Raw genomic sequence first — 26,992 nt, 5'->3', positions numbered from 1 at the left:
CGCGTCAGGGGCTGTTACGTCGACCGGTACGTCAACGCCCGCGCCCACGACTGCGGCTTCGGCACTGACCCGCGCGGGCCGGTTCGGACTCTCCGTACTCATCTGGACGGACCTTTCACCAGGGACGGTCAACAGGGGAAACGCGGGAGCGATCGTCGCCACGACCGGCCCCGATATGCAAAATTGTTTGCCGATCGGCAAACTGGGCTCCATGGATCACACGGACGGCACGGCTGGCGCGGGCGGCACGGCTAGCGCGAACGGCACGGCTGGCGCGGACGGCACCGACGGCACCGACGACGAAGTGGGCCGCACCCTCGACGCCGTCGGCCCCCGCCTGAAGAATCTGCGGCTCGGCCGGGACCTGACGCTGACGCATCTGGCGGCGGCGACCGGCGTCTCGGTCAGTACGCTGTCGCGGCTGGAAGCGGGCCTGCGCCGCCCCACCCTGGAGCAACTGCTGCCGCTGGCAAGGGTGTACGGCGTCACCATCGACGAGTTGGTCGACGCGCCCCGCACCGGCAACCCGCGCCTCAACCTGCGCCCGATCGCCTGCAAGGACGGCTCGACCGTGCTGCCGCTGACCCGCAGGCCCGGCGGCATCCAGGCGTACAAATTCGTCCTGCCCGCCCCGCCGCGCGGCCCCGTGGAGCCCGTCCTGCGCACCCATGAGGGCTACGACTGGATCTACGTGCTCAACGGCACGCTCCGGCTGGTGCTCGGCGAGCACGACCTCGTGCTGAAGCCGGGCGAGGCGGCCGAGTTCGACACCCGTACACCGCACTGGTTCGGCTCCACCGGCTCGGGGCCCGTCGAATTCCTCAGCCTCGTCGGCAAGCAGGGCGAGCGCGCGCACGTACGGGCGGCGCCCGACCCCGCCGCGTCAGAGCGCTCCTAGGGCGCGTCCGCCGCGGCGAGAGCCGCCTCGGTGTCGGCGGCGGCCAGGTCGGCGTTGATGTGCGCACCGGCCAGGGCGCCCGCGGCGGCGGAGGCGCCGACCTGGGCCGTCAGGTCGGTGGCGTTGCCCGCGACCCACACGCCCGGCACCGACGTGGTGCCCGCGGGGCCGGTGGCGGCGAAGCGGCGGCCCATCCCGCCCGGCAGCTCCTCCATCGGCAGACCGAGCCCGGCCAGTCCGTCGGTACGGGCCAGCATGCGGGTCGCGACGGCCAGGACGCGGCGCGGTACGAACCGGCCGTCGGTCAGCCGTACGCCCGCGATGTGCCCGCCCGCGGCGGACCCGGAGCCCTCCGTGGGCCCAAGGCTCGCCGTGGACCCGGAGCCCTCCGTGGACCCGGTCGACTCGACCGCCGCCACCGGGGTGTCCTCGACCCGGATCGCGCGGGCGGCGAAGCGCGTACGGGTCTCGTCGTCCAGGTCGGTGCCGCGCGTGAAGTAGACCAGGTCGTCGGTCAACTGCCGGAAGAGCAGGGCGTGGTGGACGGAGGCGGGGCCGACGGCGAGTACGCCAACGGGCTCGTCGCGCACCTCCCAGCCGTGGCAGTACGGGCAGTGCACGAGGTCGTGCCCCCAGTGCCGGGCGAGGCCGGGGATGTCGGGGAGTACGTCGCGCAGGCCGGTGGCGACCAGGAGGCGGCGGGCGCGGAGGGTGGCGCCGTCGGCGAGGGTGACCGTGAAACGCGGGTCGGCGCCGGGGACGGCCTCGGCGGCGGTCACCTCGCCGACCAGCACCTTGCCGCCGTACCGCCGTACCTCCTCCCGGCCCCGGCGCAGCAGCTCCGCCGGGGGGATGCCTTCGAGGCCGAGGAGGCCGTGGACACCGTCGGCGGGCGCGTTGCGCGGGGTCCCGCTGTCGACCACGGCGACGGAGCGGCGGGAGCGGGCGAGCATGAGGGCGCCGTTGAGCCCGGCGGCGCCACCGCCGATCACCACGGCGTCGAGGGTCGGGGCGAAGGCGTCGGCCCCATCGGCGGGGTCGGTCGCACCGGCTGGATCGGTCACACCGGCGGGATCGGTCGCACCGGCCGGATCGGTCGGATCGGCCGGATCGTTCACGTGCGCGGGAAGCGTCGCGGGCATGGGCGTACCTCTCTATACGTGTCGGCTCTCTACGCGTCGGCTTGCGCCCTTGCGATGAGCGGGAGCCCCGTCCGGGGCCCGGTACGACCACGCTAAGCGGAATTTGCGCGCAAGGCATAACATGTTGCCTATGACGCAAGACGATGAGGATCTCGACAGCCTGGTGCGCAAGCGGATTCGGGCGCTGCGGGTGGCGCAGGGCTGGTCGCTGGACGAACTGGCCGGCCGCGCCATGCTCAGCCCCTCCACGCTCAGCCGGATCGAGAACGGTCAGCGCCGCCTCGCGCTGGACCAGCTCGTGACCCTCGCGCGCGCCATGGACACCACGCTCGACCAGCTCGTCGAGACGGCCACGGAGGACGTCATCTCCAGTCCGATGATCGACTCCGCGCACCAGACGATGCGCTGGGCCGTGAAGGCCGACCCGGGTATGACGGTCGTACGGCAGCGCCTGACGAATCCGCCGCCGGACAGCCCCTCCCGGCTGCGCGCCCACCCCGGGCGCGAATGGCTCGTCGTCCTGTCGGGCACGGCCGTGCTGCTCCTGGGCAACCGGCGCTTCCGCGTGGAGACCAACCAGTCGGCCGAATTCCCGACGATGCTGCCGCACGCCATCGGCGCGGAGGGCGGGCCCTGCGAGCTGCTGGGCATCTTCGACCGTGACGCGCGGCGCGGGCACCAGCGCGGCGACGAGAAGAGCGGCGGCGAGGGGGACGGGGTCTGAGCCCGTTCGGCGAATCGGGTACGCCGGGGCCCGCGCAGGCCGGGGCCCGCGAATCGGGTACGTCGAGGCCCGCGCAGGCCGGAGCCCGCGAATCGAGCAGGCCGGGGCCCGCGACTCGCGCGGGCCAGGGCGCGCGACTTGCGCCGTCGGCAGCCCGGACGCCCACCGTCTTGCCGTTCCCGAAAGCGACCGGGCGGCCCGCCCACGGCCCTCATACGGTGGGCGCCATGACTCACGCAGCCCCGCACGCGGCCCACGACGCCCATGGTCACGCCCATGGCCACGCCCCGCACGACCACGATCACGGCACCCCAAAGGCCAGCGCCTCGCACCACGACGCCGAGGCCGACAGCCAGGCCGACATCCTCGACCTCGACGCGGAAGTCCTCGCCGAGCACACCGCCTCGATCACCGCGTGGCTGCCCGTCGAAGCCGCCCCCCGCCACATCGTGGACCTCGGCTGCGGCACCGGAGCCGGGACCCTCGCCCTGCTCCGGCGCTTCCCCGAGGCCGAGGTCATCGCGGTCGACACCTCGGCCGACCACCTGCACCGCCTGCGCCGCAACGCGGAGGCGGCCGGGGTCGCCGGGCGCGTCCGTACGGTCCAGGCCGACCTCGACACGCGGTGGCCCGACCTCGGCTCGCCCGACCTGGTCTGGGCGTCGGCCTCCCTGCACCACATGGCGGACCCGGAGCGCACGCTGCGCCAGGTCCGCGACACGCTCGCGCCCGGCGGGCTCTTCGCCGTCGTCGAGTTGGCGGGCTTCCCGCGTTTCCTGCCCGAGGACGCGCCCGCGGAGCGCCCGGGGCTCGAAGAGCGCTGCCACGCCGCGCTCGACCACCACCACGCCGAGCACGTGCCGCACCGCGGCGCCGACTGGGGGCCCATGCTGAGCGCCGCGGGCCTGACCGTCGTGGGCGAGCGCGTCGTGACCGTGAACATCGGCCCGCCGCACGCCGAGGCCGTCGGCCGGTACGCGCTCACCAGCCTGACCCGTATGCGCGACGGCATCGCCGAGACCCTGGCACCGGAAGACCTCGCCGCGCTCGACCGGCTCCTCGACGCCGAGGGACCGGACAGCATCGCGCGCCGCGACGACCTGACCGTGCGGACCGAGCGCACGGTGTGGGCGGCGCGGCGCGCGTGAGTACGGCCGTGGCCAGCGCCTGATCCGGGACGTTCGTCCGTACGACCATCCGCCGGTACGCCCCGCCGTGGACCGGCACCGGATCGGCCGCGGTGCGGGCCGTGCGGCGCGTGGGCAGCGGGCGGTGCGGTGACCGGGCGGACAGTCGAGGCGCCAACACCCTTGCCCGTCAAGGCCCTTGCCAGTCAAGGCCCTTGCCCTCGACTGCCCTTCGGCCAGAGTTCATCCGCCACCGGTGGGCTCGTCCGCCGCCCCGCTGCTCCAATGGATGCCGCCGATGGCCAACTGGCCTTGTCAGCGGTCGACATGGAGGTTCGGGCTGATGAAGATCTGGCGAGCGGGAAGCACGGTGGCCGTCGCGGCCACCCTGGCGCTGCTGCCGCAGGCGGCGTACGCGACGACCTGGCAGCGCCTTCCCGCGTACTCCACCTGGACGGGCATCACCGCCCTGGAGCGCGGGCAGGGCATCGCCACCGACGGCACGTACTTCTACTACTCGGGCACGTACAGCCTCGACAAGGCGACGGTCGAGGGGAACCACGAGACGGCCTCCAACGCCCTTGCCATTCCTGGTGCGTTGAGCGGCGCCTACGGCTCCGACCACATCGGGGACATCGACGTGTACGGGGGCTACGTCGTCGCCCCGATCGAGGATGGCAACGGCTACCGGAACCCGCTGCTCGCCCTGTACTCCGCCAACGACCTGAGCTGGACGGGCCGTTACGTACGCCTGCCCCTCGCGCTGCTGCCCGGCGGCGTCCCGTGGGTGGCCGTCGACCCGGCCACCGGCCTCGTCTGGACCGCCCCCTGGAACCAGGACAGCGCCCAGGGCACCGACGAACTCGTCGGCTACCGCCTCAGCGACCTCCTCTCGCTCCCCGCCGGAGCCGAACTCCCCGTCGCCACCACCGTCCGCCTCTCCCGCCCCCTCAGCCGCATCCAGGGCGCCACCATGCTCAACGGCTCCCTCTACGCCTCCGTGGACGGCGACGGCGACAAGGCCGTCTACGCCATCGACCCCGCCACCGGCACCGTCACCCGCGCCTTCACCCAGGACGTCCAGCCCGACGACGAGGTCGAGGGCATCACCGCCCTCGACCTCGGGCCCTCCGGCGGCCGGCTCCACGTCCTCAACGTCGGCAGCGGCTGGAAGTCGATCTTCCTCTACCTCCAGCACTACCAGCCGGTGGGCTGACGTACCGGCGCCGTCCCGACCCGCCTCAGCGGGCGAGGCGGGTCGGGACGGGGCCGAGGCGGGTGAGTTTCTCGGGGTTGGCCACCGCGTGGCGGCCCGGGCCGGCGAGGAGGGCCGCGACGCGGGCGTCCCCGTGCACGGGGACGCGGGAGGCGGGGGCGGGGCCGTCGGCAACGGCGACGAAGACGACGTCGGGGGCCGTCAGCAGCGGCTCCGGCAGCCACTCGCCGACGTACTCCTCGCGGCGGCGCGCCAGCGTGCGCAGCCGGTCGAGCGACTGCCGCGTGACGACCCGTACGAGGTACGCCCGCGGGTCGCCGACCCGCGACCGCTGACCAGATCTCTCCCGTGTACGGGGACCTGCACACCCACCGCGACCAGGCGGAACGGATCTTCACCGTCTGACCGTCGCCGGAACGGCGGATCTTCACCGTCTGACCGCCGCCGGAGCCGGAAACCGGCGGCACCGCACCCCCGACGGGCACGGGTCCCGCCGGGCCGCCGCCCGACCACGCGTCCCCGACCGCGTCGTGTTCCGGCGGGCGGGCCTCCGGATCAGCGGGCGAGGAGGTCGCGGAGGGCCGTGACGACCGTCGCCGGGGACTCCTCCGCCATGAAGTGGCCGGTGTCGACCGTGGTGTGCCGGAGGTCGGGGGCCCACGCGGACCACAGCGCGGCGGCGTCGAACCCGAGAGCCGCGCCCCAGTCCTGCTGGAGGACGGCGACGGGCATACGCAGCCGGTTGCCCGCGGCGCGGTCGGCCGCGTCGTGGGTGACGTCGATACCGGCCGAGGCGCGGTAGTCCGCGACGATCGAGGGGATCGCGGCCCGGCAGGCGGCCAGGTAGACGGCGCGCACGTCGGCCGGGACGGCCTCGGGAGCCCGGACCCACAGGTCCAGGAAGTGGCCGAAGAAGAGATCGGGGTCGGCGGCGATCATCCGCTCGGGCAGACCGGGCGGCTGCGCCATCAGGTAGAGGTGGAAGCCGACGGCGGCCGTGGTGCCGTGCATGGCGTCCCACATGTCGAGGGTGGGCAGGACGTCGAGGCAGGCGAGGTGCGTGACCGTTCCCGGGTGGTCGAGGGCGGCGCGGAAGGCGACCAGGGCGCCGCGGTCGTGGCCCGCGAGCGCGAAGCGGTCGTGTCCGAGGGCGGCGGCCACGGCCACGATGTCGGCGGCCATGGTGCGCTTGGCGTAGACGGCTGGTGCCGTCCCGGCGGGGCCGGCCGTGTCGTCGGCCTCGGCCGGCTTGTCGCTCGCGCCGTAACCCCGCAGGTCGGGGCAGATCACGGTGTGGTCGGCGGCGAGGTCGACGGCCACGTGCCGCCACATCAGGTGGGTCTGCGGAAAGCCGTGCAGCAGGACGACGGGCGGCCCGGAGCCGCCGACGGCGGCGGTGAGGGTGACGCCGTCGGCCGCGGGGACGCGGCGGAGGTCGAAGCCGGGGATGGCGGGTGGCATGGGGTGCCCCTTTCGGTGGGTGGACGTACGCGGGCCGTGCCCCGTACGCGGCGGTGCCGGTCGGTCAAACGCGAGCCGTGCGCGTACGCGGGCCTGGTCCGTACGCGGGCCGTGCGCGTACGCGGGCCGTGCGCGTACGCGGTCCGGGCGTATACGCGGTCCGTGCGCGTACGCGGTCCGGGTCGTACGCGGGCCCGGCGCGTCAACGGGCTCGTGCTTCCAGCGTGTGGGCGACGGATGAGCAGCCGATGAGCGCGCTACCGTGACCTGGGGGAACTCCCGGAGAGGCGGTACGCGGTGCGGGTGGCGTTCGGCGTGCTGGGGCCGGTGGCGGCCTGGGCCGAGAGCGGGGACGGCCCGGACGAGGCGGTACGCGGTGCGGCCCTCGCGCTGAGGGGGCCACGGCACCGGGCCGTACTGGCCCGCCTGGTCATCGCCCGCCGCCGCGTCGTACCGGTCGCCCGGCTGGTCGAGGACCTGTGGCCGGAGCGGCCGGGGAACGACGGCGCGGGTCCGGGCCACTCCCCCGCACCGCCCGCCGACCCCGTCGGCACCCTCCGTACCTTCGTCGCGGCCCTGCGCCGCACCCTCGAACCCGACCGGCCGCCGCGCGCGCCCGCCCGGCTGCTGGTCACCGAGGGCCCCGGGTACGCGCTGCGCGCCGCGCCCGACACGGTGGACGCGTGGCGCTTCGAGCAGGCCGTGACCGAGGCCGCCGGGCTGCCGCCGAAGGACGTACTCGCCCTGCTCCAGCGGGCGTTGGGGTGGTGGCGCGGGCCCGCGTACGCCGAGTTCGCCGACCAGGCGTGGGCCCGCGCCGAACGCTCGCGCCTGGCCGAACTGCGGCTGCACGCCGTGGAACGCCGGGCCGAGGCCCGCCTCTCCCTCGGCCTGGCCGCCGAGGCCGCCGCCGACCTCGACGCCCACGCGGCGGAGCATCCCTGGCGCGAGGACGCCTGGCGCCTGCTGGCCCTCGCCCTCTACCGTTCGGGCCGCCAGGGCGACGCCCTGGCCGTGCTGCGCCGCGCCCGCGCCCTCCTGGTCGAACAGCTCGGCGTCGACCCCGGGCCCGGCCTGCGCGCCCTCGAAGCCGACATCCTCCGGCAGGACGACGACCGCCTCGACCCCGGCGCGGGCGGCGCCGAACGCGTCTGGGCCGAGGCCACCGCCGCCTACGACCGCACCGTCCCCACCGGCGCCCGCGCCCGCCTGGAATCCACCGTCACCCTCCTGCGCGGCCTCGCCGTCACCGGTGGCGACGGGCTCCGGTCCGCCCGCCGCCACCGCCTCGCCGCCGTCTCCGCCGCCGAAGAACTCGGCGACCCCCACCTCTGCGCCCGCGTCATCGGCGCCTACGACGTCCCCGCCGTCTGGACCCGCCTCGACGACCCCGCCCAAGCCGCCCAGGTGGTGGCCGCCGCCGAGCGCACCCTGACGGCCCTGCCGCCGGGCCCCGCCGAAGAGGCCCTGCGCGCACGGCTGTTGGCGACGATCGCGCTGGAGACGCGGGGCGCGGACGTCGGCGGCGCGAACGTCGGCGGCGGGGGCGGTGGCGGCGGCCGCGGGGCGCAGGCGGCCCGGTTGGCGCAGGAGGCGGCGCGGCGGCTGGACGATCCGGTGCTACTGGCGTTCGCGCTCAACGCGACCTTCATGCAGACGTTTCAGCGGGCGGGTCTGGCGCCGGAACGCGATGCGATCGGTGCGGAGCTGGTCGAACTCTCCTCGCGGCACGGCCTGTTCACGTCCGAGGTGCTCGGCCGGCTCATCCGGCTCCAAGCGGCCTGCGCACGGGGTGACTTCGAGGCGGCGGACGAGCACGCCGCCGCCGCCGACCGGCTGGCGGAGCGTCATGAGCTGCCGCTCGTAGGGGTGTTCACCCGGTGGTACGGGGCGCTGCGGCTCGCGGAGACCGGGACCTTCGAGGCGGCCGAGGCCGCGTACGGGGATGCCGCCGCCGAGCTGACGGGGGCCGGGATGCCGGGGCTGGAGCGCGGGCTCCTCCCCCTCGCCCTTCTGTGCCTGCGGCTCCGGCACGGCCGCGACCTGCTCGTCCTCGCGCGGACCGACGCCGACTGGGGCCCGTACGCCCCGTGGGTCCGCCCCCTCCTCCTGCTCGCCGAGGACCGCCGCCCCGAGGCCGCCGCCGCCCTCCGGGGTGCCCCCGCGCCCCCGCACGACCTCCTCTACGAGGCCATGTGGGCCCTCACCGCCCGCGCCGCCCTCGCACTCGACTCCCCGCCAGCCGCGCGGCGTGCCCACGCCGAACTGCTGCCCGCCGCCGGTGAGCTGGCCGGCGCCGCCAGCGGACTCCTGAGCCTCGGCCCCGTCGACAGCCACCTGCGCGACCTGGCCGCCGCCCTGCGGACCCCCTGACCGAATTCGACGTGCCCCGACCCGCCTTCCCCCGCCATCATCAGTCCATGGTCCACATCGAGGTCGTCCAGGGCGACATCACCAAACAGGCCGTCGACGCCATCGTCAACGCCGCCAACGAGTCCCTCCAGGGCGGCGGCGGAGTCGACGGCGCCATCCACTGGGCCGCCGGCCCCCGTCTCGCCGAGGCCGGCGCCGCCGTGGCGCCCTGCGCGCGGGGGGACGCCGTCGCCACCCCCGGGTTCGACCTCGACCCCCCGATCCGGCACGTCATCCACACCGTCGGTCCCGTATGGAAGGGCGGCGCCTCCGGCGAGGCCGACGTCCTCGCCTCCTGCTATCGCCGCTGCCTCGAAGTGGCCGACACCCTCGGCGTCTCCACCCTCGCCTTCCCCGCCATCTCGACCGGCATCTTCGGCTTCCCCGCCGACCAGGCGGCTCGCATCGCCGTCGCCGTCCTCACCCACGCGTCGACTCGCGTCGAACACGTACGCCTCATGGCCTTCGACCGCCCCTCCCACACCATCCTCACCACCGCCCTCGCCGAAGCCTGACCCCTCCCCGGGACCCGTGGCGACACTCAGCCCCGTCGTGCCTCGTCGCGCCCACGCGGCGCCAGCCGCCAATAACACACAGCCCCGCGCCCCTAAAAACCTCGACCCACCCACCCCGCACGAGGCCGAACCCCGCAGCGGCGCGGGGAACGGCGCGGACAGCCACGGCGGTGGCGCCGTTCGCACGGCGGGTCGTGCCCCGAAGGGGCGCGGGGAACGGCGCGAGTAACCCCCACCGGACCGGCGGCCGGCAACCACCGGCACCACCCCGACCGGCGAGGCCCAGCGGGCCACCGCAGGGGCGCGGGGAACGGCGCGGGCAAGCCCTGCCGGACCCGGGAGGCGGGAAAGCGGGGGGGGCCGGGCCGGGAGGGGGCGGGACCCCCCGTCAGGGGGGCTGGTCGCGGTGGAGGGTGAGGCGGGTGAGGTCGATGACCAGGCGGAGCAGAAAGGCGAGGAAGACGAGGTCGATGAGGACCTGGACGCTGACGAGAATGCGGGCGAAATCGCTGGTGGGGGCGATGTCGCCGTAGCCGACGGTGCCGAGGGTGACGATGGCGAAGTAGAGCCCGGCGGTGCGGTCGACCGGCTCGGTGAAGCTGCCGGGTGAGAGGTGGGAGAGGGAGACGTAGGCGCTGGCGAAGAGCGCGAGGAAGAAGGCGAAGGTGACGACGAGTGTCTCCACGGCGCGGAGCTGAGGAAGATCGGCGTGGAGGATGCGGCGGAGTTCGAGGAGCATGACCGCGACGAAGACGACGGCGCCGATGCCGAGCCGGATCAGGGCGGCGGCGTCGGGACGGCCGCCGTTGAGCGGCAGGAAGTAGTACAGGACCAGGATCGCCGCCGTGGACAGCACGCAGCGGACCACACTCGCGGCCATCGCCCGGCGCCGCTCGGGGCGGTCGAGGTCGGCCAGCCGCCGCGCGCTCATCGCATCACTCCCTCGCCGGACGGACCGCCGGTCTCGATCGTCCGACGCCCGCACCCCGGCGGCAATCCGGCCGGGTCCGAACGGGAACGGACGGGAACGAACGGGAAAGGACGGGTCCGAACGGGAACGCACCGCGTTCCCTATTTCCCCTCCTCCCCCTCCCACCCCTTCCATAGTTCGCGTCACGAACCACCACCCGATCGCCCCTATCCCGTAGGCTGGCGGTATGGGGAAGGACGCGGGCGAGCACATGGGAGTCGTCACCGCATTGGTGCGCTCCTCCTTCCTGGTGAACGCCGTGTACGCGGAGGCGGGCCGGGGGTACGGACTGACGCCGCAGCAGGGGCAGTTGCTGTGCGTGCTGATGGGACAGCCCCTGGGGATGGGCGAGTTGGGCAGCATCCTGGGGCTGGCGAAGTCGAGCCTGACCGGTCTTGTGGACCGCTGCGCGCAGCGCGGGCTGGTACGGCGGGAGGCCGATCCGAGCGACGGCCGCGCGGTACGGGTCGCGCTCACCGCCGAAGGGCGGTCGCTGGTCGACGCGTTCTACGCCGACACCTGCCGCCGCGTCGAGGAGTTGCCGTCCGGCCTGACCGAGGCGGAACGCGTCACGCTCGCGGGTCTGCTCAGCCGCGTGGTCCGCGACAACAAGGTGCCCGCCGTCTTCCTCGAACTGGACGAGGGCCCCGTCGCGCACTGAGCGCGCGCCACGTCCCGTACTCGAAGGCTCAGCCCGTGCCGAAGAGCGCCGCGAACCGCCCCACGAGCAGATCCCGCCCCTTGTACGCGGCCACCCGCTCGGCCGGCAGGAGCACGGGTACGGGGGTCGGCCGGTCGTCGGACAGGGTCTGGCCGACACCCCCGCCGGGCCCGAGCGGCAGCAGCACGGACGGTACGGGCGAGGGCCGGTAGACGGCCGAGGGCCGTTCGCCGCGCACCTGGGCGAGGATGTTCTCGGCGACGACGGCGGCGTGCTTCATGGCGTACCCCGCCATCTTGGCCTCGGCGAGGTCGGTGAGGTCGCCGAGCGCGTAGACGTGGTCGTGGACGTGGACGTGGACGCGGTCGTGGACGCGGTCGTACGTCCCGCCGTTGCCATGGACGTTGAGCGTGTCGGTCACGCGGACCTGCCCCTTGGGCGTACGGGCGGTGAGGCGGCCGTCGGCGAGGTAGTGGCTGTTGACGCGTACGCCGTAGCAGCGGAACCAGATGTCGGCGGTGACCTGGTCACCGGAGGACGTGGCGACCGTGAACGTCTTCGCCTGCCCCGGCTCGGTCGGCGGCTGCGCGGCCAGGGTCGTACCGAGGCGCAATTCGACGTCCAGCGCGTCCAGTTGGCGCAGCAGGTCGTCCCGAAGCTCCGGCATGAAACCGGACAGCAACCGCTCGGCCGGGTCGAGGACGACGATGTGCTTGTCCGGCCACACGGCCCTGATCTCACCGGCGAGTTCGAGCCCGACGGGGCCCGCGCCGACAATCAACACCCGCTCGGACAGCGCCAGTTCGTCGTGACCGACGCGCAGCCTGCGCAGCGCCTCGGCCGTGGAGTCGGTCTCGGTCTTCGCCGGGAAGGCGTAGTCGGAGCCGGTGGCCAGGACGAGGAAGTCGGCGTCGACGCGGGCGCCGGAGGCCAGTGTGACGCCGCCGGGGTCCACCGAGGCCGCGCGCTCGCGGACCACCCGGCCGCGCGCCAGCAGCCGGTCGTACGGGAAGAACATGTTCGCCGCCCAGTCGGGCCTGACCAGGGCGCGCAGCGCGCCCGCCGCGTGCACGAAGGCGTCCTTCGGCTCGATCAGGACGACGTCCGTGTCCTGGTCCAGCGCCTTGGCGACGGCGGCGCCCCCGTACCCCCCGCCGACGACCGCGACCGTCCGCACCGCACGCGCCGCGCCCTCCGTACCCGCACCAGCACCACCACCCACGCCTGAATCCGCACCCGCACCCGCACCCGCCATGTTCACCACTCCCCGCACGCCTCGACATTTCGTTCGCTCTACGAACCATATTAGTTCGTAGAGCGAACCGTAAAGCCGCGCAGGTGAGGGCGCGGACGGCGGGAGAGGCGGAAGGCCGCGGACCTGCTTGACTCTCACGTCGGGGAAGACCCCAGCATCGGACGCGCGCCGGACGGAGGCCCGGCGCGAGGAGGGACGGAGGAGCGCGGGCATGGAGCGGGACACGGGACCCGGCCTGATGGGCATCGGGGCCTTCTCGAAGGCGGCCAGGCTGTCGCAGCGGGCGCTGCGGCTCTACGACGAGCTGGGCCTGCTCTCCCCCGCCCGCGTGGACCCGGCGACCGGCTACCGCTGGTACGCACCGGAGCAACTGGAGAAGGCCCGCCTGGTGGCGTGGCTGCGCCGCCTCGGGATGCCGCTGGCCGGAATCCAGGAGGTCTGCGCCCAGGAGGGCCGGGACGCGGCCCTGTCGGTCCGCGCGTACTGGACCCGCGTCGAGGCCGACACCGCCGCCCGGCGGGACCTGGCCGCCTTCCTCATCGACTACCTGTCCTGGAAGGACCCCGCCATGTCAGCCGCCACCGCACCGCTCGGCATCCGTTACGCCGCCCTGTCCGACACCGGGCTCGTCCGCGAGAACAACCAGGACACCGCCTACGCGGGCTCCCGCCTGCTCGCCGTCGCCGACGGCTTCGGGACCGGCGGCGCCCCCGCGGGCGCCGCGGCCGTCGACGTACTGAAACGCCTCGACGCGGGCGCGAACACCGTCCCCGCCGGCGAGCTGCTGAACGCCCTGGAGGACGCCGTCGAGCAGGCCGGGCGGGCCGTCCGCGGCGTCGCCGCCGCCGAGCGCGAGCCGGGACACGTCGGCACCACCCTCACCGCGATGCTCTGGACCGGCTCCCAGCTCGCCCTCGTCCACATCGGCGACTCCCGCGCGTATCTGCTGCGCGACGGCGGCTTCTTCCAGATCACCCACGACCACACGATGGTCCAGTCGATGGTGGACGAGGGCCGCCTCAGCCCGGCCGAGGCCGAGTCCCACCCCCAACGGTCCCTGCTGGCACGGGCGTTGTCGGGTACGGGTCCGGACACCGGCGGGAGCGCGGGCGCCGACATCCGGCTCCAGGACGCCCGCCCCGGCGACCGCTATCTCCTCTGCTCCGACGGGCTGTCCGCCGTCGTCCCGGCCGACGACGTACACGCCACGCTCGCGACGACCCCGGACCCCGACGACGCGGTCCGCGCGCTCGTGGCCCTCGCCAACCGCAACGGCGGTCCGGACAACGTCAGTTGCGTGGTCGCGGATGTCGTGGAGCTGCCCGCCTGACGCCCATGGCCCGCTGATCCGCCGGACGGGCCCTAGGACTTGGGCCCTAGGACTTGGGTTCCAGCACGTCCACGCGCGGCAGGTCCCGGTGCCGGTGGTGCGCGTCGGCGACGGCGGCCAACGCGGGCCGGTCCAGGGCACGGTAGGCCGCGGCCAGCAGCTCATGGGCGTGACCCTCGCGGGTCGCGTCGCCGACCGAGGCCCAGTGCAGGTCGCGGCCGAGGACCAGCGCCTCCGTCGGATCACCGGCCGCGAGGCGCCGCCGCGCCTCGGCGACGGCCGCCGCCAGCTCGCCGGGGTCCGCGAAGACCGCGGCCATGTGCGTGCCGAAGGCGTGCTCGTCCGCGCCGTTGTGCGGCGGGCGGCCGAGCGCGGTCTCGCCCGCCGCGAGGGCGCCGCCGCCGTCGAGCGTGGTGATCCGGCCGGGCTCGACCGGCGGGCGCCGGTAGCCGTACGTGTGGGCGCGTACGCAGTCCGCGCCGGTCGCGGTACGGTCGCCGGTCTCGAACTCGCCGATTTTCGACCGGAGTCGGGCCATCCCCGGCGCGCGCTCCGCGACCTCCTCCGGCTCCCGGCCGGTGTCCTCGTGAAGGTCGTACCAGTGGCGTTCGAGCGTGACGCGGACCGCCTCCAGCGGGGTGCGGCAGGTGCGGTCGATGCCGCCGCCGTCGTTGTTGTAGTACGAGCCGACGCCCGCGCAGGTGCGGCCGTCGTCGTACCAGAGGCCGTAGTGCAGGCCGTCGGTGCCGCCGTGCAGAAAGGTCAGGAACTCGGGCGGGTCGCGGTAGTAACGGCCGTGCGCGCGGATGTCGACGCCGTCGCGGGCTCGCGCGCCGGGGGCGTCGAAGAGGTCCATCACGCCGTACGGCCACAGCTCCAGGTCCGCGAAGGCCGACGCCTCGACGGCGTCGAGCGACCCGATGAAGTCGTGGAACCGGAACAGCGAGTCCGGCAGCTCGAACCCCCAGTCCGCCAGCACGCGCGCCTCGACCGCCGCCCGCAGCCGCTCCCGGTCCCGTTCCTGCTCCCGGTTCCGGTCCCGTTCCTGCTCCCGTTCCTGCTCGCTCATCCGTCCGCCCCGTTCGACGACGCCCCGCGCCCGGCTCTGTCCCTGACCCGCGCAGGCTAGCGAAGGCCGCGCAGCCGGGGCGGGGGCGGGGCCGGGCGCGGCACTTGGGCGGGCGGCAGGCGATGATCGGACCATGAGCGAAATCGTGCTGATGTCGGATCCGCGCATCGCGGCCATCCCCGTCAAGGACTGTGACGAGCCGCTGCTCGACGTGCGGAGCGACGTGCGGAGCAACGTGCGGGGCTGCGGACGAGGCGGTGGCGTACGAGGCGGGGCGGGAAGCGGCGGCCCGGGTACGGACGGACCGCTCGGCGCCGTCGACCCGCGCCGCCAGGACGACGACGGCAGCTTCGCCCACCTGCGCGAGGGCGTCCTGACCCGGCTCGCGCACGCGCGCACGCTGCTGCCCGACGGCGTCGGCCTGCTGTTCGTGGAGGGCTACCGGCCGCCGTCCCTCCAACGCGCCTATTTCGAGGGGTACTCGGCGCAGCTGCGCGCCGCACGGCCGGAGTGGACGCCCGCGCGGATCAGGGAGGCCGCCAGTCGTTACGTGTCCCCGCCGGAGATCGCGCCGCACAGCGCGGGCGCGGCCGTCGACCTCACCCTCGTCGCGGACGGCCGCGAACTGGACATGGGCACCCGCGTGAACGCCAACCCCGAGGAGAGCGCGGGCGCCTGCTACACCGACGCGCCGGGGCTGTCGGCCGAGGCCCGCGCCAACCGCCGTACGCTGTCCGCCGCGCTCACCGCCGCGGGCCTGGTCAACTACCCCACCGAGTGGTGGCACTGGTCCTACGGCGACCGCTACTGGGCGCTGGCCACGGGTGCGCCGCACGCCCGCTACGGCCCCCGCGAGCGGCCCGGTTCCTGACCCCGCCGACACCCCCGTACCGGGGCGTACGGGCCCCCGTACCGGGCCTCACTGTCCCCGTACGCGACGTCCGATACCCGCCAGCGACCGGCGGCCCCGCGCACAACACTGGCCGTATGACCTCAGAGATCACCGCGGCGACCGCACCCGCCGTCCACTCACGCATCGAGCCCGGAATCCTCTACTTCGGCACGCCCGTCGTGCTGCTCTCCACCGTGAACGAGGACGGGTCGGCGAATCTCGCGCCGATGTCGTCGGTGTTCTGGCTGGGGTGGCGGGCGATGCTGGGGCTCGGGGCGCGGTCGCAGACGGCGCGCAATCTGCTGCGCGACGGCGCGTGCGTACTGAATCTGCCCGAGGACTCGATGGCGGCGGCCGTGGACCGGCTGGCGCTGACCACCGGGCGCGATCCGGTGCCCGAGGGGAAGGCGCGGCGCGGATACCGTTACGAGGGCGGCAAGTTCGAGCTGGCCGGGCTGACCCCGGTGGCGTCGGAGACGGTCGCGGCACCGCGCGTCGCCGAGTGCCCTGTGGCGCTGGAGGCGGTGGTCGAGGCCACCCACCCGCTGGCCGAGGACGACCCTCAACAGCGCGGCGGGATCGTGGTGTTCGAGGTACGGATCACGCGCGTGCTGGTGCACGACAAGGTACGGGCGGCGGGCACGCGGGACCGGATCGATCCGGACATGTGGCGGCCCCTGGTGATGAGTTTCCAGCACTTCTACGGGCTCGGCCCGCGACTGCGGGAATCGGCGCTGGCCACCATCCCCGAACGCCTCTACCGGGGGCCCGACATCGGGCGGTCGCGCGCCGACTCGGGGGCCACGGGGCGCTCTTGACACCCGGGGGCGGCCCGCACAGCCTTGGGTGGCGCGCCCACGGCACCCGAACTCCGCTACTCCGCCGGTGGCGCGCGATGTGCGATACGCGGCGCGCCGGTTCGGAGCGCGGTGGGGGAGGGCACGGCGAGTGGACGCCGCCGTGGTCGTGGATGTGGGACGAGGAGGAGCCGTCATGCGCGGGCCAGACGCGTATCCGACCGTGTCAGGTGTCGCGGCGGCGGCCCGCGTACTGACCCGGCGGCATCCCGACCTGTGCCGGATGCGGCTGGCCGGGGAGTCGCGGGCCGGGCGGCCCCTGTGGCTGCTGTCGGTGGGACACGGCAGCCGGCACGTGCTGGTGGTGGCCGGAGCGCACCCGGACGAGCAGACGGGCGGGGCGAGCGCGCTGTGGCTGGCCGAGCACGCGGTCGCCGACCGGCAGCGGCAGGCCGACGCGGATCTGACCTGGGACTTCCTCCTCTGCCTCGACCCCGACGGCACCGTGCTCAACGAGACGGGTCCGGCCGGGCCCCGGCCGCCCGCCGTCCACTACCGGCACACCTACCGCCCGGCGCCGGCCGATCAGCCCGAGCGGGCCGGGGCCTTCCGCGCGCCGGGTGACGAACTGCCCGAGACGATGGCCCTGTTGGCGGCGATCGACGAGCTGAAGCCGTTCCTCCAGTGCACGCTGCACGGCGCCGACGTCGGCGGCGGTTGGGTGCGGCTGACCGCCGATGTGCCGGGCCTGGCCGAGCCGTTCGGCAAATACGCGGCCGAACTGGAGATCCCGGTGCAGACCGGCGCCTACGACGCGCTGCACTCGACCGGGTCGGGGCCCGGCGTCTTCGTGCGGCCCCCCGCGGGCACGCCCGGGCGGTTCACCGACGAGCCGGAGAACGCGACGGGCTCCACCTGGGCCCGCCCGCACCGGCACGGCGGGCTGACCGCCGTGGTCGAGGTCCCGATGTGGGCCACCCGGCGCGTGGCCGACCAAGACGCGCACCCCGGCCCCGCCCAGGCCGTCGCCTCCCTCGCCGCCCGGCTGCGCAAGGACGGCGCCGCCACCGCGTCGGCGCTGGACCGCGCCTGGCGCCTGCTCTCCCCGCAGGCCGCGCACAGCCCGCTGCTGCGCGGTGTCGAGCAGGCCGTCGGCGCCTTCTCCGGCCTCGCCGACGACTACGAGACGCTCGCCGACGCCTCCCCCGTCCCCCTGACCATGGCCCACGTCGCCGCCCTCGACATCGCCGCCCGCCGTATGCCGCTGCGCGCCTCCGGGATGCTGCTGCGGCTGCTCGACGAGGAGCGCGGCGGCGAGGGCGACCCCGGCGGCGACCACGGCCGCCTGCGCGGCCGGCTGGAGCGCCGGATCGACTCCGGCGCCCGTGACCTGTTGGCCGCGACCGACGCCCACTGGGTGCCGGTCGGCGACCAGGCCGAACTCCAGGCCAGGACCGTCCTGGCAACCGTCGACCTCGCGTCGACGCGGTGACCCGCCCCCTCAAGGACCCCGCCCGCACCCCGGAGAGATCGGCTCACCGTGCCGGGGGCACGTCCCGGCCGAAGGCCGGGGAAGGAACCGCGCGCCCGACCGCCACGCTCCCGCAGGTCACCACCCGCCCCCGGGGGGCAGCCCGGTGGTATCCGGACCACCCGCCGGTGGTGGGTTGCTCGCGCACCTGACGGGGCGCACCGCCTTTCGTCCGGGCGGCGAGCCGGTCAGTTGGGCGCGCTCGGGCACGACGCTTCCGCAGGTCACCACCCGCCGATGGGGCCTTGGGCCCTTACGTGGGGTGGTCGAGCGGGCCGCAGGCCGGGCAGTCGGGGCGGCGCGGGTGGCGTTGGAGTACGGGGTCGCCGAGCGCCATGAGGTTGATGCCGTAGCGGAAGCCGGGGCGCATCCGCGGGACGCCGGTGAGCAGGGCGATGGCGGCGTGGGCGACGAGCGTGCCGGACAGACCGGCGGTGACGGCGCTCGCCGGATTCCACGGCATGCGGGGCGAGGCGGCGTCCTCGCTCTGGCCGGGGCGCAGCCGCAGATCGCGCCGTGCGTCCTCGCCCGCGCGCTGGCACTCCCAGCAGGGCCCGTCGCCGGGTACGTGGACGCCCGCGGTGACCAGCGGGCCGCGGTAACCGCCCTCCACCCAGGGCAGGTTGAGGGCGATGCAGACGCGGTTGGCCCAACGGCGGATCTCCGGCGGCCGGTCGGCGCCGAGGACCAGCAGATCGTACGGTGACCGGCCGCCGCCGTCCGGGGCGAGGAGCGCGGCGAGGGCGTCGGGGCCGCGGATCTCCCGCCGTTCACCGGTGACGGTGACATCGGAGTTGAGGGCGCGCAGCGCGGCCACCGCCGCGTCGGCTTTCGGCCGCCCGATGTCGGCCTCGCGGTAGAGCGTCTGCCGGTTGAGGTTGGACAGTTCCACGACGTCGGGGTCGACGGTGTGGACGTGACCGACACCGGAGGCGACCAGCGCCTGCGCTGCCATGCCGCCCGTACCGCCGACGCCGAGGACCAGCACGCGGGCGCCCGCCAGGCGCAGTTGGGCGTTCCACGGGCTGGCCCGTGAGCTGAGGTCCATCCAGCGCAGCAGCGCGACACCGCGGGCGTGCCGTACGCGGTCGCGGTCGACGAGCCCCGCGGGCAGCGGCGCCGCCGCGTCGTCCACGAAACCCGCCTCCCGTAAGTCCGCCATCGCGGAGCCGATCGTGGCGGCGTCCAGAAGTAAGCGGGGGTGCGCGGCGGCGACTTCGGCGGCGATCTGCGCCGCGGTGCGTGTGCCGTCCATCGCCTCGGTAAGGGTCCAGATCCAGCCGTCAGGGTCCTCGATCTCGGCGCCGATCCCGTAGATCACACTGCCGATCCTGACGTTGCCGTCGGCGGTGCGATAGGGCTGGTGTTCGGGTTTGATCCGCGGCCTGAGCAGCGCCTCGGAGTCATCGGTGTGCGGTTCGGTGTGCGGTGGTGCCGTCATCAGCCGACCCCCTCGTGCTCCGCCCGTACGCATGAGTACGTACGGACCTTGACACTGTCGCCGGGCCGCCGGAGCCTTGGCAAGGTGCGGGGGAATCAGTGGGGGATCCAGGGGCCAAACCGTTCAACTCCTCAGCGCTGCACCCTGCTTGGACAGAGAGGAGTCACCGTGGCGAACACCACTCTCGTCATCCGACGGCTGGACAAGGAAGAGACCACCGGCGACAGCAACTCCAACGGCACGTGACGTCGGACGCCGACGCCTATCCCAGCGTCGCGGAGGTCGCAGCGGCGGCCTCCGCGTTCGCGTACTCGCGGCCCGTGCTGAGCACCCTGCGGGTGGTCGGCCGGTCCCGGCAGGGGCGTCCGCTGCATCTGCTGACCGTCGGGCGCGGCCGACGGCACATCCTGGTCGTCGCGGGCCCGCACTCCGACGAGCGCGTCGGGCCCGCGACCGCGCTGCGGCTGGCGCACCGGGTCGCCGCCGACAGCCGCCTGCACTCCGGGGCGGGCGCCTCCTGGCACTTCCTGCTCTGTCTCGACCCGGACGGGACCGTACGCAGCGAGGCCGGCCCGCCGGTGCGGCGCACGCCCGCCGAGCACTTCCGGCACGCCTACCGTCCGCCCGCCGACGAACAGCCGGAGTGGGCGCCGTCGATCCGGCCGCCGGACGACCAACTCCCCGAGTCCCAGGCGCTGGTGAGCCTCATCGACGAGCTGCGGCCGGAGTTGCAGTGCTCGCTGCACGGCAACGACCTCGGCGGCAGCTGGGTCCAACTCACGCGTGACATACCGGGGTTGGCGGAACCTCTCGGCAAGCTCTCCGCCGAGCGGGACGTGCCCGTGCAGACCGGCACGTACGACGCCCTGTACTGGACGGTGTCGGGGCCCGGCGTCTATCTGATGCCCGCGCCTGGCCAGCGCGCCCAGTTCGAGAACCTGCCCGAGGACGTCAACCGTTCGACCTGGATCCGCCCGCACCGCTACGGCGGGATGACCGCGCTCTTCGAGGTCCCGATGTGGGCCAGCCGCGATGTCGCCGACACCACGGCGCACCCGGACCCGGCCCGCGCGCTCGCGGCTCTCGCCGCGCTTCTGCGCCGCCACGCCGACCGTACCCACGCCCTGCTCGACGCCGTACGGCCGCTGGTCCCCGACCCCGGCTCCCCGGCCACCCGCCCCCTCCTGCGCATCACGGGCGGCATGCCCGCCATCATGCGCAGCGTCGCCGACGACTGGGACGGGCTCCACCCCTCCCCCGTCCCCCTCACCCTCGCGCACCTCAACGCCCTCGACATCGCCGCCCGCCGCATCTCCCTGCGCGCCACCGGGATCATGCTCCGCCTCCTCGACGGCCGCGGCGGCTCCGCCGCGCGCACCCTCCACGGCGTCTGTTCCGCCCAGCACGCCCGCTGGGCGGCCGAGTTGGCCGCCGGTCATGAGTTGACGTGGGTGCCGGTCCCCGACCAAGTTGACCTTCAGTCGGAAACAGTTCTCGCCGCCTTCCGCCTCCTCAACGAGACCTGACCCCCCTCCGCGGCGCGCCCCCACCCCACCGCCCTCGCGCAGGGCGGTGCTTTCAGGGCGCTGGGGGCGTACGCCCGAGGGGGGCTAGAGCGCCGCGGTAGCGGCAAGCTCGGCGGCGACGAGCTCGGCCACCTGAACGGCGTTCAAAGCGGCCCCCTTGCGAAGGTTGTCGTTCGAGACGAAAAGCGCGAGCCCGTTCTCGACGGTCTCGTCGAGGCGGATGCGGCCGACGTACGACGGATCGCGCCCGGCGGCCTGAAGCGGCGTGGGAATCTCGGAGAGCTCGACGCCGGGTGCGGACCGCAGAAGGTCATAGGCACGGGCGACGCCGAGCGGCCGGGAGAAGCGGGCGTTGAGCTGGAGGGAGTGGCCGGAGAAGACGGGGACGCGTACGCACGTGCCGGAGACCTTGAGCTCGGGGATCTCGAGGATCTTGCGCGACTCGTTGCGCAGCTTCTGCTCCTCGTCGGTCTCGAAGCTGCCGTCGTCGACGAGGTTGCCCGCGAGGGGGACGACGTTGAAGGCGATGGGCCGGGCGTAGACGGCGGGCTCGGGGAAGGCGACGGCGTCGCCGTCGAAGGTGAGCTGGTCGGCGGATTCGACGACCTTGGTCGCCTGGCCGTGCAGCTCGGCGACGCCGGACAGGCCGGAGCCGGAGACGGCCTGGTAGGTGGTGGCGACCAGGGCGGTCAGCCCCGCCTCCGCGTGCAGCGGGCGCAGCACCGGCATCGCGGCCATGGTGGTGCAGTTCGGGTTGGCGATGATGCCCTTGGGGCGGTGGGCGATGGCGTGCGGGTTGACCTCGGAGACGACCAGGGGGACGTCGGGGTCGCGCCGCCAGGCGGAGGAGTTGTCGATGACGACCGCGCCCTGGGCGGCGACCTTCTCGGCGAGGGCGCGGGAGGTGGCGCCGCCCGCGGAGAACAGCACGATGTCCAGGCCGCTGTAGTCGGCGGTGGACGCGTCCTCGACGGTGATCTCGCCGTCGGCCCACGGCAGGGTGCTCCCGGCGGACCGGGCGGAGGCGAACAGCCGCAGCTCCGTCACCGGGAACGCGCGCTCGGCCAGCACCTTGCGCATGACCGAGCCGACCTGTCCGGTCGCTCCGACGATTCCGATCCTCATCCGGCTCTCTCCGATCGATGTGTGCCGTTCCGTACGGCTGCGTGCCGTTCCGTACGGCTGCGTGCCCGCCCGGTCGAGTATCCCCCGAGGCGGGAGCGGGGCGGCGGGGCATTTCAGGGGACGAGACGCAGCCTGGTCAGGGCGTCGTCCACGACGGCGGGCGGCGGGGGCAGCAGCGGCAGCCGTACGTCGGGGGTCGGTATGCGGCCCTCCGCGTGCAGCACGGCCTTGATGACGGTCGGGTTCGGCGCGCGGAAGAGGGCGGCGGCCAGGGCGGCGAGGCGGTGGCCGAGGGCCGTGTCCCCCTTGGCGTCCCCCGTGGCCGCGGCCTCCGCCAGCCCGGCCCAGCGGGCGGTGGCCAGGTGCGCGGAGGCGAGGATGCCGCCGGGGGCGCCGAGGGCGAACAGGGCGGGCGCGAAGACGTCGTCGCCCGCGAGGATCTCGAAGCCGTCCGGGTGATCGCCGAGCAGGTCGACGGTCTCGGCGTCGATGCCGCCGGTGGCGTACTTCACACCGGCCACGCCCGGCAGCGCGGCCAGCTCGCGCAGGGTGCGGGCGGTCAGCGGCTGCCCGGTGCGGTACGGCACGTGGTAGACGATCAGCGGTACGGGACCGGCCGCGGCCAGCGCCGCGAAGTGGGCGAGGACCCCGGCCTCGCCCGGCCGGGAGAAGGACGGCACCGTGGCCAGTACGGCGTCAGGCACCACCGGCGCCCCGGCGAGCGCCCCCAGCTCCCGTACGGCCGCCGCCGTGGCGCCGCCGGCCGCGCCGAGCACGAAGCGCGCGCCGTGCTCGCGGCAGACCCGGCCGACGACCGCCGTCACCTCGGCGCGTTCGCCGGGGTCGAGGGCGGCGGCCTCCGCGGTCGTGCCGAGCGCCACGAGCCCGGCCGCGCCGTCCCGCAGCACCTCGTGCGCGAGCCCTTCGAGGGCGCCCACGGCGACCCGGCCCTGTGTGTCGAACGGCGTGACCAGCGGTACGAGGATCATGTCCGCGAGTCTGACCCGAGCCCATGGCGAAGGTCCAGTTAATTGTCGTGCACGGAACCGTTAAGCAGCGCTACTCTCCCGCGCATGTACGAGATCTCCGCGGACCCGGCCCGCCTCGACGTCCCCCGTATCCACGACTGGCTCTCCACCGACGCCTACTGGGCCCTGGGCCGCACCCTCGCCACCCAGCAGGCGGCCATCGACGGCTCCCTCAACTTCGGCGCCTACCACCCCGCCACCGGCGCCCAGCACGCCTACGCCCGCGTCGTCACCGACCTCGCGACCTTCGCCTACCTCTGCGACGTCTACGTCGACCCCGCCACCCGCGGCCAGGGCCTCGGCACCACCCTCGTCACCGCCATCCGCGACCACCTCACCCCCTACGGCCTGCGCCGCGTCGTCCTCGCCACCGCCGACGCCCACGCCGTCTACGCCAAAGTCGGCTTCACCCCCCTCACCGACCCCGACAACTGGATGACCCTGGGCCTCCAGAACCCTTCGGCGCGGGAGCCGCGGAACCGCTGACGCGGCCTCAGCGACGCCAGCGGCGCACACGGCCTAAGGGAATGCGCGGCTCACGGGGCCTGCGGGCATACGCGGCCTACGCGGCCTCGGCGATGTCACCGCGCAGCGGCGGGACGCGCACGCCGTCGCGCTGCCGCTTGCGCACCCAGTCCACCAGCGCCCGCTCGACCTCCGTACGCGTGGCCACCCGGCGCAGCCGCAGCGGCACCGCGGCCAGGTGCAGCGCCGCCCGCACCCGGCTCACCCCGGCCCCGACCATGCCAGGACCCGGATGCGCGTCGAGCGCGAGCGCCACGCGCATGGTGTCGGCGAACAGCGACTGGGCCCGTTCGTAGGCGGTGTACACCGGCAGGTCCCGTTCGAGCCCGGCGGCGGCCTCCGGGTGTACGCGGAGCACCGCACGCCGCCAGCGCTCGATGACCTCGGGCCGCTGGTCGGCCGGGTACCGCATCCGCACCAAGTGGATGGCCAGGTCGTGCAACGGGTCGCCCCACATGGCGAGTTCCCAGTCCACGACGGTGAGGCCGCCGTCGGCGCGGACGATGAGATTGTGCCGGTGCAGATCGCCGTGGAGCAGCGCGAAGGGCCGCCGGCGCAGCGGCGGCATCCGGTCGCGGAACCAGCGCAACGCGTTCGCCGGGACTTCCAGCGCGGCGAAGAGCGGTGCGAAGTCGGCCCAGTTGGCGGCGCGCACATCGTGCTCGGCGAAGTCCGCGCGGGCTCTGAGGAAGGCGTTGGAGTCGCCGTCCGCGGCCCAACCGGCGGGCAGCGGGGGCAGATCGGCCGCCGACACCCGGGTGAACCCCGCCATCTGACCGACGATGGCGTCCACGACGAAGGGATCCACCGGCTTGCCCGGCGCGCAGACCTCCGCCAGCGCCTGCCCTGGCACGTACTCGTGGACGGAGAATCCGCCGAGTCCCACGTAGTGCCGGGGGGTGTTCTCCACAACCGCCGTGCGCTGCAAGGCGTTCAGGATCTCGCCCTCGTCGGGCCAGACCCGCTCCACGACCTTCAGCGAACCGTCCAGCGGCACCCGCACCTTGACCGGGGTGTGCGCCTCGAAGCGCAGACGCTCCGCCATGCCGGGCGCCAGATCGATGACGTAGTTGCTGTTGTGATGACCTGTCAGCCGCTCACCGAAGCGCGTGGCATCCTGCCGGACCGTGTCCCAAGCGGCAGCAAGGCTCTGCTCCCGGCCGGTCGTCAGGACGCCCAAAGCATCGCTCCCACGCGCTCGCGCACTCACGAGACCGCCGAAGGGCGGCCAGTGTTTGGCACGAACATTAGTGGGTAACGGCAGCCCCCGCCATCGGAGAGCCGTTAAGACCCGGTTACGGACCGCGACGCCTCACCCGTTCGGGCGACGACTCAACGCGCTCGCGGCGACGACGAGGTCACGCATCCCGACGACCACCGGATGGGGCTCGATCTCCTGGAGCCGCGCCACCCGGCTCCTGGACCGCGCGTAACCGAGGAAACGTACCCGCGCCGCCCGCGCCGCCTCCGCGTCCCGCGGCGAGTCACCGATCATCAGGCACTGCTCCGGCCGTACCTTCAGCGCCGTCATGGCCCGCAGCAGGCAGTCGGGGTCCGGCTTCATCCTGGCCGGGTCGTACTGGTCACGGCCGTAGATCCGCGACCCGAAGACGCTCTCCAGCGAATGGCTCTTCAGATACGTCTCGACGGCCTGGGGCGAGTTGTTGGTGGTGATGGCGAGCAGTCGGCCACTGAGCGCCACGGCCCGAACGAATTCGTCGGCGCCCTCTGTCTCGTGCGCGGACGGTACGGCCGACTCCTCGCCGTGCGCGAGTATCCGCTCGAGCTCGGCGGCCACTCCGGGCGGCCAGGGCTCGCCGAGCATGGCGTGCGGGTCCTTGCTGCGCGCCGTCGCCGGATTCGGGGGACGTATCCCGTGCCGGTCGAGGTACCGGCGCATCTCTTCCGCTATCAGGCTGGCCGAATGCCTCGCGAACAGTTCGCAGACCGGTCCGTCGAAGTCGAGCAACAGGCATTCTGCCGCGTCGAGCAGGGCGAACGGGCTGCTCTCAGGTGATTCGAAGTACGTAGGAGTCACTCAAGGAGTGTCAGCGGCTCGGCGATCGTTGACCAGAGTGAGTCAAACCACTCCTGGGACTCGGTGACGAACTGCGAGTCCCGCTCCTTGGGCTTGTCGGTGTTCAGGCCGAACGAGAAGAGCGTCGCGGTGATGCCGAGGACGTCGTAGATGTTGCCCTTGCCCCGCTGGCCGAACTCGACCTCGCGGTCGATCACTTGATAGTGGCCGAACAGCGCGGTCCGCCCGTTGATGAGGTAGAGCTTGTGCATCGGGGTGATCGGTACGGTCCGCACCTCGACCGACTGCTCGACGTCGGGCTGGAATTCGGCCAGGGCCGCGAAAGCGGCGCGCACCGTGAGGACATGGGCGCGGACGAGTTGTCGTAGCCGCCACAGCGGGCGCTCGTCGGAGGCGTCGGCGACCAGCCGGGGAATCGCCAACTGCGCGGACAGGCTGGGCATCATGAGGCGGAGGCGGATCGACTCGGGCTTGAGGTCGCCGTCCTGAACCCGCGTCAGAGGTACGACCAGCGCGCGGCTGAGGGTTTCCGTGGTCAGCGAGTAGGCGTCGATGGTGACGTGCTGGTGCGTGAACGCCTCGTCGATGTGCGGCCGGAGGGCCTTGGAAGCACGTCCCGGCTCCTGGAGCCGAGTCTGCGAATCCGGGCGGTCTTCCTCCCAGCGCAGCACCTCGGACGGGCGTCCGCGCTGATTGTCGATGTAGCCGTCGTCGCGGAGTACGCCCAGCGCACGCTGGATCGTGGGACGGGAGACGTTGAAGCGCTCTTCCAACTCCGCCTGAGAAGGTATGCGTCCGCCGACCGGGTAGCGACCGTCGACGATCTCACCGCGGAGTACGTCCGCGATGTAGCGATATGGGGGTCGGGAACCGTTGGTTCCGGCGTCTTCCTCGTCCACAAGACGACGTTACAACTTCCGGCGGGACAACGGTGCTTACCTGACCCGAGTTTATCGATCTCGGCCAACTGGGCACACCCTTGATAGAGGCAGCCTCTCTCAACTTCTCATTCGGGTAGGGAAGTTGAATGATCCAGCCTCATCGGGGGTCGCCAACTTCCCGTCCGATGGCGTGCGGGACATCGCAGCCACCCGCCTTCTGCAAAAGCGCGGAGTCGCGAAGGAGGGATCGGTCATGCTCGCTCTCAGTTTGTGCGCATATGCCTTCGAAGAGATCATCCAGTGGCGGTACGGCGCGGCAGGGGCCATCGCCGTCGGGCTGGTGGGACTCGGTCACAAGATGCGGAACACCACGTTCACCTGCATAGGGATCACCGCGATAGCGCTGCTGCTGGCGCAGTGACGGGCCG

General features: G+C 73.8%; 25 protein-coding genes and 1 pseudogene. 14 read left to right on the top strand and 12 right to left on the bottom strand.

Annotated features, from left to right (window positions below):
- Window positions 1–211: 211 nt before the first annotated feature.
- Window positions 212–898, top strand: a complete 687-nt coding sequence (locus tag ABZX65_RS21205) for an XRE family transcriptional regulator (protein WP_355342014.1) — start codon at window positions 212–214, stop codon at window positions 896–898.
- Here the strand turns inward: ABZX65_RS21205 and ABZX65_RS21200 are convergent.
- Window positions 895–2,040: an NAD(P)/FAD-dependent oxidoreductase gene (locus tag ABZX65_RS21200; protein ID WP_355342011.1), complete on the bottom strand. Its 1,146-nt coding sequence runs from the start codon at window positions 2,038–2,040 to the stop codon at window positions 895–897. The genes ABZX65_RS21205 and ABZX65_RS21200 overlap by 4 nt on opposite strands.
- 121 nt (window positions 2,041–2,161) lie before the next feature.
- On the opposite strand from ABZX65_RS21200, the gene ABZX65_RS21195 reads away from it, so the two are divergent.
- The 3 genes from ABZX65_RS21195 (at window position 2,162) to ABZX65_RS21185 (ending at window position 5,107) form a co-directional block, all read left to right on the top strand.
- Window positions 2,162–2,764, top strand: coding sequence for an XRE family transcriptional regulator (locus tag ABZX65_RS21195; RefSeq protein ID WP_355342008.1), 603 nt, complete (start codon window positions 2,162–2,164; stop codon window positions 2,762–2,764).
- 227 nt (window positions 2,765–2,991) lie between these two features.
- Entirely contained in the window at window positions 2,992–3,912 is a 921-nt protein-coding gene (locus ABZX65_RS21190) for a class I SAM-dependent methyltransferase (RefSeq protein ID WP_355342005.1), read from the top strand.
- Between the two features lie 322 nt (window positions 3,913–4,234).
- Window positions 4,235–5,107: a hypothetical protein gene (locus ABZX65_RS21185; RefSeq protein WP_355342002.1), complete on the top strand. Its 873-nt coding sequence runs from the start codon at window positions 4,235–4,237 to the stop codon at window positions 5,105–5,107.
- Between the two features lie 199 nt (window positions 5,108–5,306).
- On the opposite strand, the pseudogene ABZX65_RS21180 reads toward ABZX65_RS21185, so the two are convergent.
- Window positions 5,307–5,574: pseudogene (locus ABZX65_RS21180) on the bottom strand (hypothetical protein); the annotation flags it as partial.
- Between the two features lie 88 nt (window positions 5,575–5,662).
- Window positions 5,663–6,568, bottom strand: a complete 906-nt coding sequence (locus tag ABZX65_RS21175; RefSeq protein WP_355341999.1) for an alpha/beta fold hydrolase — start codon at window positions 6,566–6,568, stop codon at window positions 5,663–5,665.
- A 297-nt stretch (window positions 6,569–6,865) separates the two neighbouring features.
- Here ABZX65_RS21175 and ABZX65_RS21170 point away from each other — a divergent pair, with 297 nt between their 5' ends.
- Both ABZX65_RS21170 and ABZX65_RS21165 read left to right on the top strand, forming a co-directional pair.
- The gene (locus tag ABZX65_RS21170; protein WP_355341996.1) at window positions 6,866–8,941 is read left to right on the top strand and encodes a BTAD domain-containing putative transcriptional regulator; all 2,076 of its coding nucleotides are present in this window, start codon (window positions 6,866–6,868) and stop codon (window positions 8,939–8,941) included.
- A 47-nt stretch (window positions 8,942–8,988) separates the two neighbouring features.
- On the top strand, window positions 8,989–9,495 hold the full coding sequence (locus ABZX65_RS21165) for a macro domain-containing protein (RefSeq protein ID WP_355341993.1): 507 nt from the start codon (window positions 8,989–8,991) through the stop codon (window positions 9,493–9,495).
- 388 nt (window positions 9,496–9,883) lie between these two features.
- Here ABZX65_RS21165 and ABZX65_RS21160 read toward each other — a convergent pair whose 3' ends face one another.
- Complete coding sequence (locus tag ABZX65_RS21160; RefSeq protein WP_355341990.1) at window positions 9,884–10,426, bottom strand: ion channel; 543 nt, start codon at window positions 10,424–10,426, stop codon at window positions 9,884–9,886.
- Between the two features lie 250 nt (window positions 10,427–10,676).
- Between ABZX65_RS21160 and ABZX65_RS21155 the strand changes: the two genes are divergently transcribed.
- Entirely contained in the window at window positions 10,677–11,126 is a 450-nt protein-coding gene (locus tag ABZX65_RS21155) for a MarR family transcriptional regulator (protein ID WP_355342340.1), read from the top strand.
- A gap of 28 nt (window positions 11,127–11,154) precedes the next feature.
- On the opposite strand, the gene ABZX65_RS21150 is transcribed toward ABZX65_RS21155, so the two are convergent.
- Window positions 11,155–12,348, bottom strand: a complete 1,194-nt coding sequence (locus ABZX65_RS21150; protein WP_355341987.1) for an FAD-dependent oxidoreductase — start codon at window positions 12,346–12,348, stop codon at window positions 11,155–11,157.
- Window positions 12,349–12,592: 244 nt separating this feature from the next.
- Here ABZX65_RS21150 and ABZX65_RS21145 point away from each other — a divergent pair, with 244 nt between their 5' ends.
- Window positions 12,593–13,711 carry a MerR family transcriptional regulator gene (locus ABZX65_RS21145; protein ID WP_355341984.1) on the top strand — a complete coding sequence of 373 codons (1,119 nt, stop codon included), beginning with the start codon at window positions 12,593–12,595 and terminating at the stop codon, window positions 13,709–13,711.
- A 46-nt stretch (window positions 13,712–13,757) separates the two neighbouring features.
- Here ABZX65_RS21145 and ABZX65_RS21140 read toward each other — a convergent pair whose 3' ends face one another.
- On the bottom strand, window positions 13,758–14,780 hold the full coding sequence (locus ABZX65_RS21140) for an ADP-ribosylation family protein (protein WP_355341981.1): 1,023 nt from the start codon (window positions 14,778–14,780) through the stop codon (window positions 13,758–13,760).
- A gap of 133 nt (window positions 14,781–14,913) precedes the next feature.
- On the opposite strand from ABZX65_RS21140, the gene ABZX65_RS21135 reads away from it, so the two are divergent.
- The 3 genes from ABZX65_RS21135 to ABZX65_RS21125 all read left to right on the top strand — a co-directional run bounded on the left by ABZX65_RS21135 (window position 14,914) and on the right by ABZX65_RS21125 (window position 17,961).
- Window positions 14,914–15,651 (top strand): M15 family metallopeptidase, encoded by a 738-nt coding sequence (locus tag ABZX65_RS21135; protein WP_355341978.1) that lies wholly within the window; start codon window positions 14,914–14,916, stop codon window positions 15,649–15,651.
- Window positions 15,652–15,767: 116 nt separating this feature from the next.
- Window positions 15,768–16,490 carry a flavin reductase family protein gene (locus tag ABZX65_RS21130; RefSeq protein ID WP_355341975.1) on the top strand — a complete coding sequence of 241 codons (723 nt, stop codon included), beginning with the start codon at window positions 15,768–15,770 and terminating at the stop codon, window positions 16,488–16,490.
- Between the two features lie 175 nt (window positions 16,491–16,665).
- Window positions 16,666–17,961, top strand: a complete 1,296-nt coding sequence (locus ABZX65_RS21125) for a M14 family zinc carboxypeptidase (protein ID WP_355341972.1) — start codon at window positions 16,666–16,668, stop codon at window positions 17,959–17,961.
- Between the two features lie 292 nt (window positions 17,962–18,253).
- Here the strand turns inward: ABZX65_RS21125 and ABZX65_RS21120 are convergent, their stop codons facing one another.
- Complete coding sequence (locus tag ABZX65_RS21120) at window positions 18,254–19,378, bottom strand: ThiF family adenylyltransferase (RefSeq protein WP_355342337.1); 1,125 nt, start codon at window positions 19,376–19,378, stop codon at window positions 18,254–18,256.
- Between the two features lie 305 nt (window positions 19,379–19,683).
- Here ABZX65_RS21120 and ABZX65_RS21115 point away from each other — a divergent pair, with 305 nt between their 5' ends.
- Entirely contained in the window at window positions 19,684–20,967 is a 1,284-nt protein-coding gene (locus tag ABZX65_RS21115; protein WP_355341969.1) for a M14 family zinc carboxypeptidase, read from the top strand.
- A gap of 84 nt (window positions 20,968–21,051) precedes the next feature.
- Here the strand turns inward: ABZX65_RS21115 and ABZX65_RS21110 are convergent, their stop codons facing one another.
- Window positions 21,052–22,092: an aspartate-semialdehyde dehydrogenase gene (locus tag ABZX65_RS21110; protein ID WP_355341966.1), complete on the bottom strand. Its 1,041-nt coding sequence runs from the start codon at window positions 22,090–22,092 to the stop codon at window positions 21,052–21,054.
- A gap of 113 nt (window positions 22,093–22,205) precedes the next feature.
- The gene (locus ABZX65_RS21105) at window positions 22,206–23,081 is read right to left on the bottom strand and encodes a dihydrodipicolinate synthase family protein (protein ID WP_355341963.1); all 876 of its coding nucleotides are present in this window, start codon (window positions 23,079–23,081) and stop codon (window positions 22,206–22,208) included.
- Window positions 23,082–23,165: 84 nt separating this feature from the next.
- Between ABZX65_RS21105 and ABZX65_RS21100 the strand changes: the two genes are divergently transcribed.
- Window positions 23,166–23,606 (top strand): GNAT family N-acetyltransferase, encoded by a 441-nt coding sequence (locus ABZX65_RS21100; protein WP_355341960.1) that lies wholly within the window; start codon window positions 23,166–23,168, stop codon window positions 23,604–23,606.
- Between the two features lie 76 nt (window positions 23,607–23,682).
- On the opposite strand, the gene ABZX65_RS21095 is transcribed toward ABZX65_RS21100, so the two are convergent.
- The 3 genes from ABZX65_RS21095 to ABZX65_RS21085 form a co-directional block, all read right to left on the bottom strand.
- On the bottom strand, window positions 23,683–24,825 hold the full coding sequence (locus ABZX65_RS21095) for an aminoglycoside phosphotransferase family protein (RefSeq protein WP_355341957.1): 1,143 nt from the start codon (window positions 24,823–24,825) through the stop codon (window positions 23,683–23,685).
- Between the two features lie 132 nt (window positions 24,826–24,957).
- On the bottom strand, window positions 24,958–25,683 hold the full coding sequence (locus ABZX65_RS21090) for an HAD family phosphatase (RefSeq protein WP_355341955.1): 726 nt from the start codon (window positions 25,681–25,683) through the stop codon (window positions 24,958–24,960).
- Window positions 25,680–26,582 (bottom strand): GntR family transcriptional regulator, encoded by a 903-nt coding sequence (locus tag ABZX65_RS21085; protein WP_355341952.1) that lies wholly within the window; start codon window positions 26,580–26,582, stop codon window positions 25,680–25,682. Before ABZX65_RS21085 ends, ABZX65_RS21090 begins: the two co-directional genes overlap by 4 nt.
- 235 nt (window positions 26,583–26,817) lie before the next feature.
- On the opposite strand from ABZX65_RS21085, the gene ABZX65_RS21080 reads away from it, so the two are divergent.
- Window positions 26,818–26,985, top strand: a complete 168-nt coding sequence (locus tag ABZX65_RS21080; protein ID WP_355341949.1) for a hypothetical protein — start codon at window positions 26,818–26,820, stop codon at window positions 26,983–26,985.
- Window positions 26,986–26,992 lie beyond the last annotated feature (7 nt).

Source organism: Streptomyces sp. NPDC003300 (assembly GCF_040610915.1).
Classification (GTDB): Bacteria; Actinomycetota; Actinomycetes; order Streptomycetales; family Streptomycetaceae; genus Actinacidiphila.
This window is presented reverse-complemented; position numbering and strand designations above follow the sequence as displayed.